Here is a 21,150-nt window from a genome sequence, read left to right on the forward strand (position 1 = left end):
GAAAAATATTCAGTATTTAAAAAATTGTACTAAGTAAGATATACCCTTAAACAAAAACAATTCCAACACGCATTGAACAAATCACTTCGTACTGCAATCCTGCGAAGACATAGTTTTTGTAACCTTTCAATCCTTGCTCCTTGCTCCTAACAAAACTATCCCCTCTTTTTTGACGCAACAAGCTTTAGAAAGGCATCCATATCACTCCAAACGTATCGGGTTTTGGAGAAGGTTTTATCCCCAATATCATTCGCTTCCACACTTTCAAATCGTTGGCCACCAATACGATCATAAAAAGTAACGGCCGCATAGTTGACATCCAACACCCATAAATAAAAACCGTTTGCGTAGTTTCTTACCTTTATCTTCTCCGCCAATTGCTGCATTAATAGTGTACCGATGCCTTTGCCCTTAGCATTGGCACTTACGTGTAAATTATCAAGATATGCACCGTAAACAGGATTTTCCTCAAAGTAAGAACATATAAAGCCTAAAAGTTCTCCCTGCTCCTCGGCAATGATAATAAACTGATTTTCTTTTGGATGCGCGAAACGTTCGTTCCAAACCGTAAGCCTATCCTTAACGACCTCATTATCCAGAAAATGGGCGCTGAACGCTTGCCTATAGTTTTGCTGCCAACTTAAAGCGTGCAATTGGGCTATACGTTGTGCATCTTCGGCTGAAGCTTGCTTAAAAACCACCTATGAAATACTAGATGCCGACCGAATCGTAGACGATAACCTTCTCCCAAAGATGTTCTGACTCTTCAATGAAAAGTTTATGTGGGGCTTCATCCTGGTACGCCTGTTGTGCCTCGGCAGATTCGAAGGAAACCATTAGGGAAAAAGTAAAGGAACCATCCACTACGTCCCTGCTCGCTTTTGGCGGGGTCCCTATGAACTTGGTCTTGGCATACCCGGAATTGTCCAAAAATTTTGACAGGGACTTTACAAAGGCATCCCTATCAGCCTGACTATCTGGATTTTTCAACCAAAAAAATACGGTGTGGTTGAAATTAGGATCGAATTCTTTCATGTTTTCTTTTGTTTGGCCAAAGGCCATGGTTGTAAGTACCAAAAATACTAAAGTTGTAATAGTTTTCATGTGATTGTATCCGTAGTTTGATAAGTTTATTGTTCGAGTAGTCTCTTGTCCTTTTCCGAAATATGCAAGGCGGTATAATCCAATTTCCAGCCAATGGTCTCCACAATCTTTTCAATGAGCAAAACCGATTGTAAAGCCTCTTTTCTGGCAGTCTCCATAAGTCCACTTTCCGGTATTTTTTCCCGAATATGCTTTTTTGCCTCGATGTTGAGACTGGTCAAATCGTCTGGGGTAAAGGTATTGAAAAGTCCGTTTTTAATATCATAAAATTCCAAATCGGGCTCAATCGACAAAACCTCAGGTTCCGGAAAATTGGATAGGATGATCTTCCTTTTGCCAGTATCGGCATGCATCAATATTTTATTGAGGTCGTACCCAATTTGTGCTTTCGCCTTAATGACGATGAGCGCCTTTTTTTTGCTGCTCAACAGGCTCATAAACCGCTCCCGTGTATTTTCGTACTTGTAGACTTCGGCAAAATCGCCCTCCACAGAAATTAACTTGCAGACACTGCGTATCTTTTCCAATAAAACGGCGGATTGATGCGTAGTAATTTCCTTGCTCTGTTTTTTTCGGAACAGGGAAAACAACCAATACATGCTGATTCCACCCAAAATAAGGCCCAAAAAGACATCAAGTATATTATCCATTCCTTTTTCCTATCTCCCCTAAATGGGTGTATTTAAATCCCTTTTCATATTTAAGTCCATACCCAAAAATCCGGTCCATAGATGCGTGCGCGAATAGTATGACCCCTATCATCTGAACGACGGGCATTGAGAGGTAGATCCCCAAAAAATACAAAAGTATGGCAATTCCCTTATGGTGGAAAAGATTATATGCAATGGCCCCAACCTTTTCGTTTACCAGATAACCGAGCATGCCAATATCCGGCGTTAGCAGTAGTACAAAAAATAACCACCACGGGTAGCCCAAAAGTCCGTACATAAAAAGACCCAATGCAAACATGGCCAATTCCTCCAATCTCAACAAATTCCTCATACTTCGGTAATTTTAAACAACACAGGTCTGCTAGGGCTGGCATCGTTCACGAACGGAGCAACCTGCAGATTCAACAAATACATTCCGTCGGTTACCTCGTTGGGTACAAAAATAAATTCCGTAATGGTGGCCTCCTTTCGTATGTCGCCGTTCATGTTCCAAAAGGTTCGATGACAACGCAAGGCTCCGCCATCCCTTTCCTTATCCACGGATGGTAGGTCCACCAATAAATGGTCAATATCGCTGTTGACCAAAAATGCCATGGCATCCTCCATAAAATATGGCGGATTGCTATTTGAATACTGTTTTGAAAACTTCTCCTTGGTGTTGGGCAAGGTACGAACCACCAGAGCGTCCGGTTTTGCGCCTTTTAAGGCATTGCTCAATTGATGCTTTGAAATCACAAAATCGTCCCCTAATTTTCCTGGGGCGATTGTAATGACTTCGGCCAAAAAGAAGTAGTTTTTCAATTTTTCGTTGACCGAATAGACCTCACGGGTAATATGGCCGTAGCACTCCGTATGGGTGCCATGGGCATGGGGATTGAACCAGATATCGTTGAAATTGGTGCTTGCGCCCTGCTTCACGCTACCCGTAAAACCATGTTCCACGTGCGGCTCGATCCTTGGATGGTCCACATACCAAGCATTTACATTGGATATGTCACCGGTCATGGGAATGGATATATCCAACGGTTTGGAAAGGTCTACTTGATAGGTTCTTTTTTTATGGGTTATGGTGGCTTTCACTATTAAAGGTGTATCCTTAAAACTGGATCTTTTGTCAGGACAAGTTAATCATAAACAAATCAGCGGCAATTCCATCCGCCAAAAACTTCCCTTTTTTGGTGGTAGAAAGTACATTTCCCTCTAAAACCAACAAGCCCTCTTCCCTAAATTTCTTGGATTGCATTATAAGATAGTCTTGATATTTTTTCCCATACTCCTTTTGGATTCGGGTTACATCCACGCCCCAAATCGTTCGTAGGCCGGTCATGACATACTCGTTGTATTTATCCTTTGTGGACAAGGTTTCCGTTTCCATGGGAAGTTCCCCCTTTTCCAGTGCCTTGATGTATTTGGGGTTGTTGCCGATGTTCCACCCCCTGCGAATCCCGTCAAAGGAATGTGCCGATGGCCCGATACCCACATATTTCTTTTGCTGCCAGTAGGCCGAATTGTTCTGGGAAAAATAGCCAGGCTTGCCAAAATTGGAGATTTCGTAACAAATAAACCCTTCGTGCAGCAATGTTTCGTACAAGAGATGAAAATGCTCTTGGGCCACTTCATCACTAGCGGGCCGAATCAATCCTTTGTCCACAAAATTGGCCAATGCCGTCTTGGGTTCTATAGTAAGCGCATAGCTCGAAATATGGGGCACCCCAAAGGAAAGGGCCTTTTCGATGTTTTTTTTCCATCTATCCAAGGTCATATCTGGCATGCCATAAATTAGGTCAATGGAAATATTGTCGAAATAGCGTACCGCATTTTTTAGGGATTCCGATGCTTCATCGGCAGTATGGGCACGGTTCATCAGTTTTAAATCGGTGTCAAAAAAAGACTGTATGCCAATGCTCAATCGGTTGATAGGGCTTTTCGACAATGCCTGGGTTTTTTGGAGCGAAAGGTCATCCGGATTGGCCTCCAGGGTAATTTCTGGCGTATCGACCACCTTATAATGCTTATTGACGTTCGAAACCAAATCCTCGATTTCCTCCAATTCCAACACCGATGGTGTGCCGCCCCCAAAATAGATGGTTTCCACGTTTTCATTAGCGAATTCCGACTTTCGTAATTCCAATTCCTTTTTTAAGGCGGCTATCATGGCTTCCTTTTTTCCTAGGGACGTGGAAAAATGAAAATCGCAATAATGACAGGCCTGTTTGCAGAAGGGGATGTGGATGTACAAGCCAGCCCCCTCCGCCCCCGAAGGGGGAACTTTTTCCAAACCGATTGAATCTATATACTTGTCCAATTATGGTTTAGGTTTTCTTTTTACGTAAATTCACCTGCAAAGAGTTTTGAACTCCCCCTTTGGGGGCTGGGGGGCTATTCTGTTTCACGAAAGCCTCCCATCCAGAATACGACTTCCCTACCTCCACCCTGCCTTCATTGTAGAAATGACAGACTGCTGCCGCAAGTCCGTCCGTGCTGTCCAGATTTTTGGGTAGCGATTTCAGCGAAAGTAGGCTTTGGAGCATTTTGGCCACCTGCTCCTTACTGGCGTTTCCATTGCCCGTGATGGCCATTTTTATTTTTTTCGGTAAATATTCCGTTATTGGGATTTGTCTAGAAAGTCCTGCCGCCATGGCCACGCCTTGTGCCCTGCCCAATTTGAGCATGGATTGGACGTTCTTGCCAAAAAACGGTGCTTCGATGGCGATTTCATCGGGATGGTAGGTGTCGATGAGTTCAATGGTGCGGTCAAAGATCAATTTGAGCTTGGTGTAAGGATCGTCATATTTTTTCAATTGCAGTTCGTTCATTTGGAGGAACTGCATCTTTTTGCCTACAACCTTTATTAGGCCGAAGCCCATAATCGTAGTTCCGGGATCTATCCCTAAAATGATTTTTTCTGTCGCCAAACCTTATTTGGTGTTTAATTGTATCGGTATCTTAAATTTTGTTTTTACAGGAATACCCCTTTTTAGAGCTGGGGCGATGGGAGGTATGTTCTTGAGACTTTGGGTGATGATACCATCAAATTCGGGCATTTGCCTTAGGATGGCCGCATCCTTGATTATCTTTTCGACACTGATTTTTCCCTTCGCATCGATGACAAAGATAACATCTACCAGGGCCCCTCGGTCAGAATCAACGGTAAATTCAAATTCCCGCAAGGTATTTTCAAAATGGGTCGTCAATTGATGTTCAAAGCATTTTCTCTGTGCCTCTTTGCTGGCCGTTTCATCGCACTCCAAAAACAAAGGATAGGAATCCACGGAGTTCCAGTCCATTTCCCGAAGTTCCGCGTTAATCAATTCTTGGGTCCTTTTTTCCTTGGACTGGAACAAGTTGCAGGAACCCAAACTTAAAAAGACCAATAATACCACTATGCGCTGCATGACACCAAATCTATGGTGGAAATTACGAATTTTTGGCGGGTTTACTTTTTGGAAAAATGGATTTCTGACTTAAGATCGAAAATGCGTTTGGTTGCTTTTTTTGGTAAGGTAAGCTGTATCAATTACCAGTCTAATAATTTATATAGAAAGTATTTTGAAGCACAAAACCTGTCAGGTTTTGAAAACCTGACAGGTCTAAACTTGTTACATTTCAAACCGATTATTCCAACTTAAATGTTACCGGAATGGAATAGGCAACCGCCACTTTCTCACCCTTATTTTTACCCGGTTTCATTACTGGCAAACGCTTTAAGATTCGCTCCACCTCATCCTCCAATAGCTTGTCGGGTCCGCGCATGTCAATATTTTCAACGTTTCCATCCTTAGAAATTGTAAAAAGGGCACTTACCCTGCCTTGGATTCCCCTGTCCTGTGCTTCTTGGGGATAGCTGAAATTCTTGCTTATATGCCGCATGATTTTCTCATTGAAACAGGCACGGGAGTCGGTAGCGTTTTCACAGCCCGGGAAAACGGGAACTGCATCTACTTCACCAAATGGTACGGCATTCGATTCAAGGGCCTTATTGGTCCGAATTGTTTGGGCCGAGGTTCCGTCCAGTTGAAAAACTACAGGAATGGAATAAGGTATGTTCACGTTCTTACCATCCTTTACCCCAGGCTCCATTTTTGGGAGCTTGGAGATGATGCGTACCACTTCATCTTCCAAAAGAGGATGTTGACCGCGTTTCTGGATGTTGACAATATTTCCATCTGAATCTATGGTAAACATAACACTAACCCTGCCTTCAATATTTTGCTCTAGGGCTTGATCAGGATACCTAAAATTTTTGCTTATATGCAATTGTATTTTTTCGTTGAAACAGGCTCGCTTGTCAGAGGCGTCTTCACAACCCGGAAAAATGGGCACTTCATCTATTTCAGCAAAAGTTACCATGTTGTTTTTTAAGGAAGTAGCTTCCAAATTTTCTTTGGAATTGGGCTCGCTTTCACACGAGGTATAGAACAACATTCCGAGTACCAAGGGTACCAAGACCAAATACTTTAATTGCCAGATTTTTTTTGATTTTGATTTTTGTAACATGACTATTCGTTTTTTGATTAATGATGATTTAAAAAATGGATTGATAAAAGAAATATTTTGAACTTCGAATGCTTGGGATAATAGCATCTCACAATGCAACTGTCGGTCTTGTTTTGGAACTTGTGCATCGGCAATGAATTCGTGCAGTTCCGTCAATCGGTTTTGATAAACATAGACCAAAGGGTTGAACCAACACAGGATGCGCATACCCTCAAAAAACAAGAGGTCTAAGGTGTGCCACTGCCTAATATGGACCAACTCATGCGCTACAATGGATTCGGTTTCCTTCCGACTAAAATTCTCGCCTAAGAAAATGGACTTTAGGAATGAAAAGGCCGCATAACTGTGTGGAATCAGAATCCTTCTGTGGTCCCGATAACATTGTACCGTCCCCGTCAACTTTAAGGTTCGCAAGCGCCAAAGTTTCACGACAAAGGCAATGGTAGCCATTCCGCATCCAACCAAAAACAGGACCATGGGCCAAGTAATTTCCATGGGCCCCGGAGCAGTTCCAACTCCCACAATAGGCGTCGGCTGAAGGTTCCATAAATATTCGGAATACCCTAATATAGCGGGGGAATCGGTTTTAAAGGCCTCTATTTTTACCCAGGGCAAGGCCAAGGATGCGGCAAATGTGGCCAACAGATAGACCCGGTTCCATTGAAAGAAGGTCTCGCGCTTAAGGAAAAAATCATAAATAACGAGGAACACCAATTGAAAGGCGATGCACTCTAGGATATATTGTATCATTTATTATCCTTTTTAATTTCGTTCATAATGGACTCCAATTCGGACAAGCTCATATCGTTCTTCTTCATGAAAAAAGAAACCATACTCTTGAAGGAGCCCTGGAAATAACCGTCCACCAATTTGTTGATGCTTTGGTTGCTGTAATCCGATTTTTTCACGATCGGAAAATACAGGTAGCCCTTTCCCTCCTTCTCATGGTCCACAAAGCCCTTGCTTTCCAAAATCCGAATGATGGTGGAAACGGTATTATAGGCCGGCTTGGGTTCGGGCAATTCATCAATGACACCCGCCACGTTCGATTTTTCCAATTGCCACAATACCTGCATTACCTCCTCTTCAGCCTTGGTTAACTGCTTCATTACTTTAGTTTTTTTATTCTCTTAAATACAAATTCCAGACATTACTCCCTGCGACTCCGCTCTGGATAGCAGTTCGATTCGTAAATCTTACCGCTAATATAACTAAATATTTAGTTTAAACTAATTTTTTAGTTAAAAAAATGATTTTGTATGACACCTGTAACATTTTTGACTTATTTTCGTCCCATCGTTATATGGACATAGCACTATTGATTATCGGGTTTATTTTTATGCTGCTAGGCATCCTAGGTAGCTTTCTTCCTGTACTCCCAGGGCCACCTGTTAGTTGGATCGGACTGCTGCTTTTATACCTTACCAAGGCAATTCCCAACAATTGGTGGGTGCTGGGTATCACCCTCGCCATTGCGTTGATCGTATTTGCGCTTGATTATATCATTCCCGCCATGGGCACGAAGAAATTTGGCGGAACACGGGCCGGAATGATAGGTACGACCATCGGCCTCATTGTTGGTTTGCTCGCACCCATACCTGGAGGTATCATTATTGGACCTTTTGTGGGAGCTTTTCTAGGGGAACTATCGGCGAAGGCCGATAACAAAACTGCCCTAAAAGCAGCTTTTGGTTCCTTTTTGGGTTTCCTTACCGGTACGTTTATGAAGTTCATGGTCGCCGTGGTTTATTTGGGACTGTTCATCTCCACCGCTTGGGAGTACAGAACGGCGTTGTTTCCGTATTTTGACTAGGAGCCTGTTTAAATTTCTATCAATTGTTTTTCTATGCCACTTTTTGCGCATAATTTCGTTAAAATCTCATCAAGTAGCGCTGCTATTATCTTCGATTTTGCCTTCTTCTACATAAAAAATGGGTTATACAAAAAATCAATCATACAAATTTAAATAGGCTCTAATCCAGCCAAACGGTTTTTTCAGAAATTGGATTTCTGGTAGATACCGGCACATCGCCGTCAAAATAGCCCATGTACAAAAATCCAAGGCATTTTTCCCCTTCGGCCATATCGAAAAATTCATCCATGTATTTTATAATTCCAGGGGAACTCCAATAGCACCCGATTCCCAGCTCGGTACAACACAACCACATATTCTGCACGGCCATGGCAACTGCGGCCACCTCTTCCCACTCCGGAAGACTTTCCTTCAAATCCCGCTGCATACAGATGGCTATCACTGCTGCAGATTGACTTGCATTCGCCTGAAGTTTCTTAACCTTTATCTGCTTGGGCAAAGGATCAATTTCGGCATATTTCCCAGCAAGGAAAGCCCCCAAGGATTCCTTGGATTTTCCCTGTAGTACCTTAAAGCGCCATGGTTCCGTTTTTTTGTGGGTAGGTGCCCAATTTGCTGCTTCCAATATCCTTTCCAAATCGGATTTAGATAGCTCCTTTTCTATATATTGAGGTGGAAATACCGACCTTCTTTTTTTAATCAAATCAAATATCATGGAGTTTTTTATTACGTTAAAATCCTTTTAGAAGAATGAATGTTCATCCATAACAAATATAGGACATAGGCCATATATTACGTTCCTACTGCTTCGCCAAAATAAATATGAAAACTGCTTCAGATTCGAATTTTTAGACCCTATTTATACCATTTTGCGGATACCATATTCAAATCTAAGCACTCTCAGATTCCATAAAGTCAAGGTTTGTGTCGCAGTAATCCTGCCATTTTCACTGCCCACAACCAATGTATCCCTGAACGACCTGATAAATTTTGTCCAAATTTCACTTTTAGAATCCATTAGCAAAAAGTAAAATCCGCTATCCCCTATTTTTTGACCTGATGAATCCAATATCAATTCACCATTTTGACCAACCCTAGGGGCTAAAATGACGGTGGCATTTCCATTTGGTAACGGGAAAACCGCTTTGATGCACGTGGGTCCATTGGGTAAAACACAAGTTCCATATACCCCTGAATAAACTACTTTACCCGTAGATTTAAAAGTTCTCAGCCACACCGTTCTTTTTACCTTATTGGTTTGGGAATCCACCAATTTTATGATTTGATTGGTCAATCCCATGGAACCTTCCAAATCCTTAATGGGAACATTAAGCTGCTCAATTCTATTACTGAAAATAATTTTAACCAATAAGCCAAAAACTTTGAATATTGGGTTCCATTTTGCTTTCAGTACAAGGTCGTAATTTGAGGTATTCTCATAAAAATCAATGACATCTGGAGAGAGCTTTTTCAAATCATGTTCGGAAAGCCCCAAATGCCCAATGGAATCCAGTAATCCCTTATCCTTTCCTTGACTATCGATTAACAGGTTCTCATTGTGGGCTAGTTCTTTTATATACTTTAAACCTATTCCATTTATTCCACCAAAGGGCCCTAGAAGCCACTCGTATTTCAATGTATCAATCTTTTGTCCAAAAAGAATGACCCATTGTTGGGTAATCCAATCCTGTAAGCTTTGATTTTTCTTAGCTATTCCCATGGTCTCTGAAACAGGTTAACTCTTCGGAATAAAATTGGATCTACCTTTCCATGTCCCAAACTCCGCCAGAGGCTTGAACCGAAGTGTGGTAAACTCAAAATGAAAGTCCTTTCTCTCCCTTTCTTTCATTGCGTCTACATGCCTTTTTGGCTTTTCAACGTTACTATGCCCCTTAACCATATCCTCCATCTCCTTTTCAGATTTCCAAACGGAAAAAGTGGAAACTGTATTTGGAAACTTTACGGAGGCTAATGCGAGTGTTGTTCCCGGATGATCCCTTACCAGCTTTTCAACTGGTCTACCCCAGTGTATGAATCTGGGTACCGCAAAAGGCTTCATCCTGGCAATGGTTACCGCAACAACAGGGCCATTGGAGCTATCTACCTTATTTTTGTATTCGGGAATTTTGAATCCCTCATACTTTCCCCATTGTCTTGTAAACGATAAACGAACATGCCACCCTTTTGAAAGAACCTTGCCAAAATGGTCATTCTCCAGATAACGATTCAGTCCTGTTTCTTCCTCCCACTGCATAAAAACAGCTACTTGTCCAATCAGTACTCTTGAAGTGGAGAAGATGGGAGCACCCAAAGTCATGGCCGTCATATATTCTGAGTGAACCAATCCTTTTGTTTGCTTTGAAATGGGTGTCAAGCATATTCCTTTCATTGCTTGAAAAAAGGGAAGTTCCAATAAATGGTAAGAAAATAGCGTCACTCCACATTGGTTTAAATTAACGGTTCCTCCAGTTTCTCAAATTATACTGAAAAGAAACTTAAATATACGTTCCTCTAATCAAGAATCAAACAGTAAATCTATACAGTTTTGCAAAACCGGATTCCTATGCTCTTTTTTCCAAATGGCAGAAAGCAGTGCCTTTTGCTCTATATCCCTTAGCTCGATAAATTTAACCCGCATTTGAAAGCCGTATTGCAGGGCCGTTGGCACGATGGCAATGCCCAAATTGTTCTCTACCAATTTAAAAATGGTCTGTGCATGCACGGATTTATGGGAAACTTTGGGTACGAATCCCGCATCGGAACAAATACTCATGATCGTTTCATAATAATGGGGGCTGTAATCCTGACTGAACAGAATAAAGTTATCCTGGGAAAAGCGATCCATCCCCGTATACTCCCTTGTCAACATGGGATAACTCTCGGGCAATACCAAGGAGAACGTGTCCTCATAGACCGTACGCATTTGTAAATTGGCCGGAACTTTTGCCAATCGGACAAACCCAATATCCAGATCTCCCTTTAAAACGGCATCCACTTGGTTCAAATTAGACAGCTCCTCCAAGGAGGTCTTTATCTTTGGGAATCTATCCCTTAGCTTTATCAACAGATTAGGAATTACATCCTGCATGGCGGAACCCAAAAACCCGATTCTAATTTCTCCGGTATCGCCTTCCCCTATCAGTTGTAACTGTCGTTTTATTTCCTTTAACTGCTTAAAAAGTTCTTCGGCTTGGTTTTTCAAATAATGTCCGGCCGGGGTCAAAGCCACTTTCTTCTTGTCTCTCACGAAGAGTTCCGCTTGTAGAATTTCCTCCATTTGCTTAATCTGGCGTGACAATCCGGGTTGTGAGATAAAAAGTTTTTCCGCAGCCTTCCTAAAATGTAGTTCATCGGCTACCGCCAAAAAATACGTAAGGTGCCGTAATTCTATTTGAGAACTCATAGTTATTGGTCGTTCAACAAAATGGTATTGGTAATTATCAAACTTAAGCAATATCTTTATAAAACTAATATCTAAAAGGCAAATTTTGGCGTTGGACACCTTTAAATTTGGAGAAGACCGGCTCACTGTAAGTAAGGTCTTAAGTATTGCAAAAGGAGGTACTACAATTGTTCTTTCCCACTCGGTTCAAAAACGAATCGAGAACAGTTCACAGGTTGTCGCCTCTATTGTGGAAAAAGGACACCCTGTTTACGGGATAAATACGGGCTTCGGGCCCCTATGCACCACCAAAATATCCAAAGAGGAGACGCGCATTTTACAGACAAATATCCTTAAAAGCCATAGTGTGGGCGTTGGAGAGCCAATTTCTGGAGAATTGGCCAAAATCATGCTGATTTTGAAGGCCCATTCGCTGGCAAAAGGATATTCTGGTATAGCGCTTGACACGTTGGAACGAATTATTTGGCATATTGAAAACGATGCGATACCTGTAGTGCCGTCTCAAGGCTCCGTGGGGGCATCGGGTGATTTGGCGCCATTGTCCCATTTGTTTTTGCCCTTGATCGGGCTGGGCAAGGTCGATTATCAAGGAAAAATCATCCAGACCCAAACCTTGTTTGAAAAAACGGGACTTGAAGCTATAAACTTGGGTCCAAAAGAAGGACTGGCCCTAATTAACGGTACCCAGTTCATTGCCGCCCACGCCGTCAAGGTCGTGGAAAAATTGCATTCTGTTTTGTCCCAAGCCGATATCATTGGGGCCATGATGATCGAAGGGCTTCAAGGTTCCGTAAAGCCCTTTTACAAGGAACTGCACGAACTACGTCCCTTCAAGGGCAATATTCATGTGGCCAGGCGCGTCAAGCGATTGCTAAAGGGTTCAGAAATCATGGAGGACCATATCGATTGTGACCGCGTACAGGACCCGTATTCCCTACGTTGTATCCCCCAAGTGCACGGGGCCTCCAGAAATGCCTGGTTGCACTTGAAGGAACTTTTGGAAACCGAACTTAATTCGGTTACTGACAATCCCGTCATCATTGACGAGGAACTCACCATTAGTGGCGGTAACTTTCATGGGCAACCCTTGGCCCTGGCCCTGGACTATGCCTGCTTGGCGGCATCGGAGGTGGGAAATATTTCGGACCGCCGCATTTATTTGGCCTTGGAAGGAAACAGTCCCGGCGTACCTAAATTGTTGATGAAGGACACAGGTATCAATTCCGGTTACATGATCCTACAATATACCAGTGCGGCCTTGGCCAGCGAAAACAAGGGTATGTGCTTTCCCTCCAGTGCGGACAGTATACCCACTTCCCTAGGGCAGGAAGACCATGTTAGTATGGGTTCCATTGGAGGCAGGAAGGCGCTTCGCGTCATAGAAAATGTAGAAAAAATATTGGCCATAGAACTGTTGACGGCGGCCCAGGCCTTTGAATATAGAAAACCCTTAAAATCGGGTATCTTTTTGGATGAAATACACAAAGCGGTTCGGAAAAGGGTACCCTTTGCCGAGAAAGACCGTGTTTTTTCGGACGATATCGAAAAGGGCATCGAAATGATACAAAACAAAACGATCATATCGGTAATTGAAAAAGTTGAAAAGAACAAAAACATTTCGCTCAAAACGAAATATTCGCCAGAATTTGAAAGCTATTGATATATGGATGCATTGCAATTAATCGGACCCTTCAAACAATTGTTGACCATGGAGGCCCTGCCTTTAAAAGGTGCGTTGTCCGATAGTCGACTTTGGATCATTGAGGATGCAGGCATATTAATTTCCGATGGAAAAGTGCTGGCCACTGGAAATTACGATACCCTAAAAAAAGAATATGCCTCCGCAAAATGTCACGAATTAACAGGTGCCCACGTTTGTCTTCCCGGTTTTATAGATGCCCATACCCACATCTGTTTTGGGGGAAGCCGGGCAAACGACTACGCGCTCAGAAATTCGGGAAAAACCTATTTGGAAATCGCCAAAGCGGGCGGTGGTATTTGGGATACGGTTACCCAAACCAGAAAGGCGGACAAGGAAACCTTAATTAAAAAGACAGTAAAATTGGCCAATCGGAACCTTAAAACGGGCACCACAACGCTAGAGGTGAAAAGCGGTTATGGACTGTCTATTGTAGAGGAAATTAAAATATTGGAGGCAATACAAGAAGCGAACAAAGAAGTTCCATCCGACCTAATCCCGACCTGTCTTGCCGCGCACATGTTTCCGAAGGATTATACGGGTACCAAAACCGAATATTTACAGGAATTGGCCCAAAGACTATTGCCGAAATTGAAGGCCAAAAATCTCGCCAACAGAATCGACGCTTTTATTGAAGAAAGTGCCTTTTCTCCAGAGGAAATAGCCCCGTATTTTGAAACGGCCAAACAACTTGGATTTGATATTACGGTGCATGCCGACCAATTTTCCACTGGCGGGAGCAAAGTGGCCGTTGATTTTGGTGCCATAAGTGCAGACCATTTGGAGGCCAGCACGGATACCGAAATTGAACTTCTGTCAAAGAGCAATACGATTGCTACGGCCTTACCGGGAGCCTCTTTGGGACTTGGATGTAATTTTGCACCGGCAAGAAAATTGTTGGATGCGGGGGCCACCTTGGCCATTGCTAGCGACCACAACCCGGGTTCCGCCCCCATGGGCGACCTATTGACCCAAGCGGCTATTTTAGGCGCTTTTGAAAAATTATCGAATGCCGAGGTCCTGGCCGGAATTACCGTAAGGGCGGCCGCTGCCTTGGGGCTTAAGGACCGAGGGAAAATTTCACAGGGACATCAAGCGGATTTTAGCCTTTTCCATACCGATAACTATCAGGAAATTCTGTACAACCAAGGAAACCTGAAACCCTGCATGGTCTGGAAAAACGGAAATTTGGTGTACAACAAGCATAAAGCCTAAAGACTAGCATGGATTTTAAAGCACAGATTCTTGCGGGAATCCCATCGGATTTACCAAAGAAAAAAGAACGTTCTTCCAACGTACCCCATGCTCCAAAAAGGAAGGATACCCTTTCGAAGGATGAAAAGAAGTTGGCCATACGAAATGCGTTGCGGTATTTTCCACAGGAATGGCATCAAGAACTTGCCGAGGATTTCGTGCAAGAACTGATGGAATATGGTCGGATTTACATGTACCGCTTCATGCCCGATTATAAAATGTATGCCCGACCCATTTCCCACTATCCGGCCAAAACAGCTCAAGCGGCCGCGATCATGCTGATGATACAAAACAATTTGAATCCCGATGTGGCACAACATCCGGAAGAATTGATTACCTACGGGGGCAATGGGGCCGTTTTCCAGAATTGGGCCCAATACCTATTGACCATGCAATTTTTGGCCACGATGACCGAAGAACAAACACTTCATATCTATTCCGGGCATCCCATGGGCTTGTTCCCGTCTTCCAAGGAAGCCCCCAGGGTGGTCGTGACCAACGGTATGATGATTCCCAATTATTCCAAACCCGATGATTGGGAAAAGTTTAATGCCTTAGGGGTTACCCAATATGGCCAGATGACCGCCGGATCGTACATGTACATAGGTCCACAGGGTATCGTTCACGGCACTACGATTACTGTCATGAACGCCTTTAGAAAAGTGTTGAAACCCGGTGAGACCTCAACGGGAAAAATCTTCCTTACGGCCGGACTGGGCGGTATGAGCGGAGCCCAGCCCAAGGCAGGAAATATTGCAGGTTGCATAACCGTCTGCGCCGAAGTGAATCCGGCGGCCGCCCAAAAACGCTTTGAACAGGGATGGGTAGATGAGCTATTGGAAGACATGGACAAACTGGTTGAAAGAACAAAAGTCGCTATCAAGAACAAAGAAATAGTCTCCTTGGCCTTTATTGGCAACGTGGTAGATGTTTGGGAGCGGTTTTACGCCGATAACATATTTGTACATCTAGGTTCTGACCAGACCTCCTTGCACAATCCATGGGCCGGGGGCTATTACCCTGTGGGACTCAGTTATGATGAGTCTAATGAACTGATGAGCGCAAATCCTGAACTTTTTAGAACCAAGGTCCAGGATTCGCTAAGGAGACATGCCAATGCCATCAATAAGCACACCGAAAAAGGTTGCTATTTCTTTGATTACGGTAATGCCTTTCTTTTGGAAGCATCAAGGGCCGGAGCAGAGGTAATGTCAGAAAACCAGATTGATTTTAAATATCCTTCTTATGTTCAAGATATATTGGGACCTATGTGTTTCGATTATGGTTTTGGTCCGTTCCGATGGGTCTGCACCTCTGGCAAACCTGAGGATTTAAGAAAAACGGACCAGATTGCGCTGGAGGTGATGTTACGTATAAAAGCGACCGCTCCAGTTGAGATTCGGCAGCAAATGGAAGATAACATCAAATGGATCCATGAGGCCGAAGAAAACAAATTGGTCGTTGGTTCCCAGGCAAGGATTTTATATGCCGATGCGGAAGGTAGGGCCGCCATTGCCGAAGCCTTTAACCAAGCGGTGAAGTCGGGTGAAATTTCCGCGCCGGTTGTTTTGGGTAGGGACCACCATGACGTGAGCGGCACTGACAGTCCATATAGGGAAACCAGTAATATTTACGACGGAAGTAAGTTCACGGCAGATATGGCCATCCACAACGTAATCGGCGACAGCTTTAGGGGCGCCACCTGGGTATCCATCCACAACGGTGGCGGCGTAGGTTGGGGCGAGGTCATCAACGGCGGTTTTGGCATGGTGCTCGACGGGACAAAGGAAGCTTCGAACCGACTAAAAAACATGTTGTTCTATGACGTAAACAATGGCATCGCCCGAAGAAGTTGGGCCCGAAACAAGGAAGCCATCTTCGCCATAAAACGGGAAATGGAGCGCACACCCAACTTACGAGTTAATTTGCCTAACTTCGTGGAGGACCACGTTTTAGAATCGGTATTCAAGACCAAAACGGAAGGATAAACATAGAGGTGGATCCACCTGCCCAATGAAATGAGGCAAAAAAAATGACACGAAATGAGCAACTACTCAGAAACCTTTTCAAACATATACACTGGAAGACCATCGGGCCAGCAGCTGTATTTACATGAAAAGATTTCTTGTTTGCCTATTACCAAAGTAGCAACGGTTGCTTCCGAAAAATGCTTTGCCCTTTTGGGCTATGCCTGTGATGAAGGGGTGAAAAGAAATTTGGGTCGGCCTGGTGCCGCCAATGGACCGGATGCCATTAGAAAGCACTTGGGCAAACTGCCCAACCATCTTCCAACGGAGACACTGGTCTATGATGTGGGCACCCTACAATGTTTGGAAGGCGATATGGAAGAAACCCAACAGGCCCTTGGCGATTCCATTTGCCTATTGCTTCAGCAAAAACACTTCCCCATCGTACTTGGAGGCGGTCATGATATGGCCTACGGCACCTACAACGGACTGAAAAAATATGTTGGGAAATCGGAAACCATCGGTATTATAAATTTTGATGCCCATTTTGACCTTAGAAACAACTTACAGGACGACGGCAACACTGTGAACAATTCTGGTACCCCATTTTATCAGATAGCCCAGGATTGTATAGAAAACGGCTCACCCTTCAAATATCTTTGCCTAGGAATACGAAAGGACGCCAACGACCGAACCCTATTCGAAACGGCTAAGAAACTGGATGTAAAGTATGTAATGCGGGATACTTTTAGGATACAATTCCACAATGAAATAAATGCATGGATCAACGCCTTTGCCAGTAGTGTGGACCATATTTATGTAACTATTGACCTCGACGGGTTTTCATCTGCCTATGCCCCTGGGGTAAGTGCCCCTTCGCCCATGGGTTTCACCCCAGATGTTGTTCTAGAATCCCTAAAGACCATTATGGGATGCGGTAAGCTACGGGTTTTGGATATTGCCGAGTTAAATCCGGATTTTGATCGGGACGACCAAACGGCTAAATTAGCCGCATCCTTAGTACATTTTATACTCCACGACCTTCCTTAAGAACAGAAGTAAACAAAAAAAGCCTCCCAAATGGAAAGCCTTTCATTGGTTTCAAATAGGTATCACCTATTTACACCATTGTCCCAAAATTCCTTCTGAGACACAACACAACGACACAAAGATAAGAAAGGAATTTTAATATTTTGTAGGGTTTAAAAAAATAGGGAAAGATGAAAGGTCAATTTGTCCCTTGAAAGGGCATATATACACATTGGGCAAACTCGATTAAAACCTATTAAATCAGGTTAAATACCAAGAACAAGAGTAATAGCGAAGATACTTTCGCTTGGTCGATAGTTTCCAGTAACCCCAAAATCGAAACCTACCTTGCAAAGCCAAATCCATATCTGGCATATGAACCTACGTCCAATCACATTCATATCATTTTTATTCCTATTCATCTCCTGCAGTAAAGAGGACGTAACCACCATACAAGAAGATTTGATGGTTTCCTTGGACGAGGATATTGCCGCCGAATCCGAAAAAACAAATCAAAAATCCCAAATTTTTGATGAGGCCTTTGTCAATTGGATCTTAAGGAGACAACAATCCTCTGGTTTATTGGAAAGTACTGAAATTTCAAGCTTTACCTCCCTATATGACAATGCGCTTGCCGCCATATTTTTCATACAGGAGGATAAAAAGGAAAATACCGAAAAGATATTCGATTACTATGAATCCATAGCCGATACTGAGCTATCCCAGAACGGCGGATTTTTTCAATTTAGAAATTCAGATGGTTCCGAACCTGAAAGGATATGGATGGGCGACAATGCCTGGTTGCTGATTGCCTTGAACCAATATGCGAACAAATATAAATCCACAAAATATGAAGCCCTTGCCCTAAAACTGGATAGCTGGCTACGGTCCCTGCAAATGGAAAATGGCGCCCTAAAAGGCGGTACGAATGCGGACGGGACAGAAATCCCCAATGTTACGGAAGGTATGATTACGGCATTTCATGCCGTAAAAGGATATGACGATTTCCATAAAAAAATCCTACAATTCCTAAGGAACAATAGGTGGGACGAGGAATTGGGACTCTTGATAGCCTGGCCAGAAAATCCGGAGTATGCCTTTGCCCTAGACGTGCTTTCCCTAAGCAAACTAATTTTCAAAGATCTCTCTGATGACGTGTTATTTCAGGCCAACAAATTCCTAAATGACCAAACTGCCACCTTGAGCGGGGCATTGATTACAGGCTATTGTTTTGACCAGGACAAAGACGTTATTTGGTTGGAAGGTACCGCACAAATGGCAGTGGCCTTTAACGATATCCAACGGTCTGACATTACTGAAAAAATTATGGAGAACATTGAAAAAACAAGGATTCAGAGCACGATTTCAGAAAATGCCGCAGGTATACCTTATGCTGCAAATTATGGAACTTCCTATGGCGCGAGCGCCTTATGGGACCATGCCGATATCACCCCTGCATTGTCCTCAACCTTATGGTATTACTTTGCAAAAACTAATTTTAACCCTTTTGATGCTGGCAAGAAATCTGTAATTCCAGAGGCCGATAGATTTTGGGAACACGATTTTTAATCCAAGTTTTAGAAATACTTTAACGCAATTACCAATCCCTAAACATTATTTTTCTGTTAAAAATGAAAGATTCAGTCTACATTTGGGTGCTGATTACCACCTTAGCCCTTGTCACCGTTACCATCATGTCCGTTATGGATTTCCCTTTTAATTGGGTATTTTACTGCACCGTTTTGGGTCAGGCCCTGATTGTCCTCATGGTATACAAAGTATTAACCGACAATTACACGACGGAGAAAACCTTTAAGGATTTTTATGAAGACCACCCCATTGGCAATAGGGTCAATTAGACATCAAGATGTTATCCCTATTCCTAGATTCCTTTAAATGTGAAGTCATGCCAAGCTCCGGTATGACCAGCAATGGTATCTTGGTGTGAAAGGCCACCCGTTTTACAACGGGTTCCCGTACCAATTGTTCCATATAACTATGTTGATAGTTTAACATGGCCAGCAAGTGAATTTCCATTTCCTTGGAAAATACCTCCAGAGTCTTGGATACTGAATTCAATTCAGACACGGTATGCACGTAGTGTTCCACATCGCCAAGATATTTCCGTAACATGCCTAAATTGAACAGCTGCAATTCGGAAAGGGTTTTGATTTCATATTGTACATGTACGATTCGAACGGTGGCATCAAAAATAGTGGCGAGTTCCACCAAGGGCCTTAGTTCAGATTTGGTGTAAAAACGGGTAAAATCCGTGGCAAAAGCGATTTCCGTGGGTTTTTCAAACTCAAAATTTTGTGGAATGGCCAATACCGGACAATCCTTGACCGATTTAATGACCCGTACCGCATTACTTCCCATAAAAACCTCTTCCATACCGGTCGCCCCGGTAGTTCCCATAATGACCAATTCAATATCATAAGCCGTAATGCTTTCAATGACCTCATCCACCAACAAACTAAAGGAAGAAATAGTCTCAAAATGATGTCTATCGTTATTGAAGTCCTTCTGAACCCTTGCCATAAGATCCTCAAGTCCCTTTTGTGAATACTTTGCGGCACTGTTGGTCAACATGCTTTCTTCAAAGCTCGTTGCCATAAACCTACTTCCGGCCATGGCAGGAGTGTAGGTATTCAACAAATAAAAGGTACATTCCTGATCCCAGAACATGGATATGGCATACTTGATAGCATTACAGGAATTATCCGAAAAGTCCGTAGGAATTAAAATATTCTTCATCTAATTTCAACTTTGAATCGACGATAAAATTAGACGGTGCTATACAAGGAAACTATGACAATTATCAGCTTTGTATAAAAAGACATTGGATGCCCAACAAAAGTGCTTTTTGGATTTTGAATGTTAGTGTGGGCGATGTAGAGACATCCCTTTGAACCCATCAGGTTAGATAAAATTAGCAATCAAACTTTCTTTAAGCCTATAGAAGATAACGGATTTACGGTGATTGCTTTGGTAATTGATGTTTATAATCAGAAATTGGATTTTAAAATCCTTCCACCAAATTTTTTAGGGCCTTCTCGTCCTTAACACCAATTCTTTTTCCAGATGTCTTCAGATACCCTTTTTTTTTGAATTCTGAGATGATACGAATACATGATTCTATGGCGGTTCCTACTACATTGGAGATATCCTCCCTAGATAGGACGAGTCTCAGATAGCCTTCCTCATCCTCTCCAAAATTATTTTTCAAATACAAAAAAGCTTCGGCCATTCGCTGCTTTACGCTTTTTTGGCTCATGTTCACGATAACGTCATCGGCCTCCTTTAGGTCGTGCGCCATATGCCTCAATACCTCCAAGGTAAAATTAGGATTGGTATGTAAGGTAGAGACTATTCCATCCTTGGGAATAAAACAAACCTCCATATCACTCACGGCCACGGCACTCAGGTTCACGCTTTCTTCCGCAACTACGGATCGCTGGCCAATGACCTCACCCTTGCTGGCAAGTTTTACAATTTGATCCTTTCCGTTCTCGCTTAATTTGGATAGTTTGGATACCCCATCACGAACACAAAACACACCGTCAAGCTTTTCGCCCTCCTTAAAGAGGGGTTCACCTTTTTTAATCATTCGGGTTGTTTTTGAATCCGATACCCGTTTTAATTCCTCCTTGGACATCGCACGTAAGGAATTGAATTGCCGCACGATACAATTTTCACATCTGCTTTCCATT

Annotated in this window: 23 protein-coding genes; 7 read left to right on the forward strand and 16 right to left on the reverse strand. The window is 43.0% G+C overall.

Annotated elements, in window-relative coordinates:
* Positions 1–155: 155 nt before the first annotated feature.
* From DZC72_RS02580 to DZC72_RS02625, 10 genes are all read right to left on the reverse strand, one after another.
* Positions 156–701 carry a GNAT family N-acetyltransferase gene (locus tag DZC72_RS02580; protein ID WP_125221337.1) on the reverse strand — a complete coding sequence of 182 codons (546 nt, stop codon included), beginning with the start codon at positions 699–701 and terminating at the stop codon, positions 156–158.
* Between the two features lie 10 nt (positions 702–711).
* Positions 712–1,035 (reverse strand): Dabb family protein, encoded by a 324-nt coding sequence (locus DZC72_RS02585; RefSeq protein ID WP_317127080.1) that lies wholly within the window; start codon positions 1,033–1,035, stop codon positions 712–714.
* A gap of 95 nt (positions 1,036–1,130) precedes the next feature.
* Positions 1,131–1,754 (reverse strand): DUF4230 domain-containing protein, encoded by a 624-nt coding sequence (locus DZC72_RS02590; protein ID WP_125221339.1) that lies wholly within the window; start codon positions 1,752–1,754, stop codon positions 1,131–1,133.
* On the reverse strand, positions 1,747–2,106 hold the full coding sequence (locus tag DZC72_RS02595) for a DUF4260 domain-containing protein (protein ID WP_125221340.1): 360 nt from the start codon (positions 2,104–2,106) through the stop codon (positions 1,747–1,749). Before DZC72_RS02595 ends, DZC72_RS02590 begins: the two co-directional genes overlap by 8 nt.
* On the reverse strand, positions 2,103–2,855 hold the full coding sequence (locus DZC72_RS02600) for a cyclase family protein (protein ID WP_125221341.1): 753 nt from the start codon (positions 2,853–2,855) through the stop codon (positions 2,103–2,105). The genes DZC72_RS02595 and DZC72_RS02600 overlap by 4 nt, the downstream gene beginning before the upstream one ends.
* Before the next feature lie 34 nt (positions 2,856–2,889).
* Positions 2,890–4,080, reverse strand: coding sequence for a radical SAM family heme chaperone HemW (hemW, locus tag DZC72_RS02605; protein WP_243641626.1), 1,191 nt, complete (start codon positions 4,078–4,080; stop codon positions 2,890–2,892).
* 7 nt (positions 4,081–4,087) lie between these two features.
* Complete coding sequence (gene ruvC / locus DZC72_RS02610) at positions 4,088–4,690, reverse strand: crossover junction endodeoxyribonuclease RuvC (RefSeq protein WP_243641627.1); 603 nt, start codon at positions 4,688–4,690, stop codon at positions 4,088–4,090.
* A gap of 3 nt (positions 4,691–4,693) precedes the next feature.
* The gene (locus tag DZC72_RS02615; protein ID WP_125221342.1) at positions 4,694–5,170 is read right to left on the reverse strand and encodes a hypothetical protein; all 477 of its coding nucleotides are present in this window, start codon (positions 5,168–5,170) and stop codon (positions 4,694–4,696) included.
* Positions 5,171–5,390: 220 nt separating this feature from the next.
* Positions 5,391–7,022, reverse strand: coding sequence for a M56 family metallopeptidase (locus DZC72_RS02620; protein WP_125221343.1), 1,632 nt, complete (start codon positions 7,020–7,022; stop codon positions 5,391–5,393).
* Positions 7,019–7,381, reverse strand: coding sequence for a BlaI/MecI/CopY family transcriptional regulator (locus DZC72_RS02625; RefSeq protein ID WP_125221344.1), 363 nt, complete (start codon positions 7,379–7,381; stop codon positions 7,019–7,021). The genes DZC72_RS02620 and DZC72_RS02625 overlap by 4 nt, the downstream gene beginning before the upstream one ends.
* Before the next feature lie 194 nt (positions 7,382–7,575).
* Here DZC72_RS02625 and DZC72_RS02630 point away from each other — a divergent pair, with 194 nt between their 5' ends.
* The gene (locus DZC72_RS02630; RefSeq protein WP_125222573.1) at positions 7,576–8,085 is read left to right on the forward strand and encodes a DUF456 domain-containing protein; all 510 of its coding nucleotides are present in this window, start codon (positions 7,576–7,578) and stop codon (positions 8,083–8,085) included.
* A gap of 160 nt (positions 8,086–8,245) precedes the next feature.
* On the opposite strand, the gene DZC72_RS02635 is transcribed toward DZC72_RS02630, so the two are convergent.
* From DZC72_RS02635 to DZC72_RS02650, 4 genes are all read right to left on the reverse strand, one after another.
* On the reverse strand, positions 8,246–8,800 hold the full coding sequence (locus tag DZC72_RS02635) for a nitroreductase family protein (protein WP_125221345.1): 555 nt from the start codon (positions 8,798–8,800) through the stop codon (positions 8,246–8,248).
* Between the two features lie 144 nt (positions 8,801–8,944).
* The gene (locus DZC72_RS02640; RefSeq protein ID WP_125221346.1) at positions 8,945–9,805 is read right to left on the reverse strand and encodes a hypothetical protein; all 861 of its coding nucleotides are present in this window, start codon (positions 9,803–9,805) and stop codon (positions 8,945–8,947) included.
* Positions 9,806–9,820: 15 nt separating this feature from the next.
* Entirely contained in the window at positions 9,821–10,522 is a 702-nt protein-coding gene (locus DZC72_RS02645) for a hypothetical protein (protein ID WP_125221347.1), read from the reverse strand.
* A 78-nt stretch (positions 10,523–10,600) separates the two neighbouring features.
* Positions 10,601–11,488: a LysR family transcriptional regulator gene (locus DZC72_RS02650; protein ID WP_125221348.1), complete on the reverse strand. Its 888-nt coding sequence runs from the start codon at positions 11,486–11,488 to the stop codon at positions 10,601–10,603.
* An 85-nt stretch (positions 11,489–11,573) separates the two neighbouring features.
* Here DZC72_RS02650 and hutH point away from each other — a divergent pair, with 85 nt between their 5' ends.
* The 6 genes from hutH (at position 11,574) to DZC72_RS02680 (ending at position 19,296) form a co-directional block, all read left to right on the forward strand.
* A complete protein-coding gene (gene hutH, locus DZC72_RS02655) occupies positions 11,574–13,148 on the forward strand; it encodes a histidine ammonia-lyase (protein ID WP_125221349.1) in 1,575 nt (524 codons plus the stop codon).
* A 3-nt stretch (positions 13,149–13,151) separates the two neighbouring features.
* A complete protein-coding gene (gene hutI / locus DZC72_RS02660; RefSeq protein ID WP_125221350.1) occupies positions 13,152–14,402 on the forward strand; it encodes an imidazolonepropionase in 1,251 nt (416 codons plus the stop codon).
* A gap of 8 nt (positions 14,403–14,410) precedes the next feature.
* The gene (locus DZC72_RS02665) at positions 14,411–16,429 is read left to right on the forward strand and encodes a urocanate hydratase (protein WP_125221351.1); all 2,019 of its coding nucleotides are present in this window, start codon (positions 14,411–14,413) and stop codon (positions 16,427–16,429) included.
* Between the two features lie 54 nt (positions 16,430–16,483).
* Positions 16,484–17,458 carry a formimidoylglutamase gene (gene hutG, locus DZC72_RS02670; RefSeq protein ID WP_125221352.1) on the forward strand — a complete coding sequence of 325 codons (975 nt, stop codon included), beginning with the start codon at positions 16,484–16,486 and terminating at the stop codon, positions 17,456–17,458.
* 354 nt (positions 17,459–17,812) lie between these two features.
* A complete protein-coding gene (locus DZC72_RS02675) occupies positions 17,813–19,006 on the forward strand; it encodes a hypothetical protein (protein WP_125221353.1) in 1,194 nt (397 codons plus the stop codon).
* A gap of 62 nt (positions 19,007–19,068) precedes the next feature.
* Complete coding sequence (locus DZC72_RS02680) at positions 19,069–19,296, forward strand: hypothetical protein (protein ID WP_125221354.1); 228 nt, start codon at positions 19,069–19,071, stop codon at positions 19,294–19,296.
* On the opposite strand, the gene DZC72_RS02685 is transcribed toward DZC72_RS02680, so the two are convergent.
* Both DZC72_RS02685 and DZC72_RS02690 read right to left on the reverse strand, forming a co-directional pair.
* Entirely contained in the window at positions 19,289–20,194 is a 906-nt protein-coding gene (locus DZC72_RS02685; RefSeq protein WP_125221355.1) for a universal stress protein, read from the reverse strand. The genes DZC72_RS02680 and DZC72_RS02685 overlap by 8 nt on opposite strands.
* 265 nt (positions 20,195–20,459) lie before the next feature.
* The gene (locus DZC72_RS02690) at positions 20,460–21,149 is read right to left on the reverse strand and encodes a Crp/Fnr family transcriptional regulator (protein ID WP_125221356.1); all 690 of its coding nucleotides are present in this window, start codon (positions 21,147–21,149) and stop codon (positions 20,460–20,462) included.
* Between the last annotated feature and the right edge of the window lies 1 nt (position 21,150).

This window comes from Maribacter algicola (assembly GCF_003933245.1).
In the GTDB taxonomy this organism is placed as follows: domain Bacteria; phylum Bacteroidota; class Bacteroidia; order Flavobacteriales; family Flavobacteriaceae; genus Maribacter; species Maribacter algicola.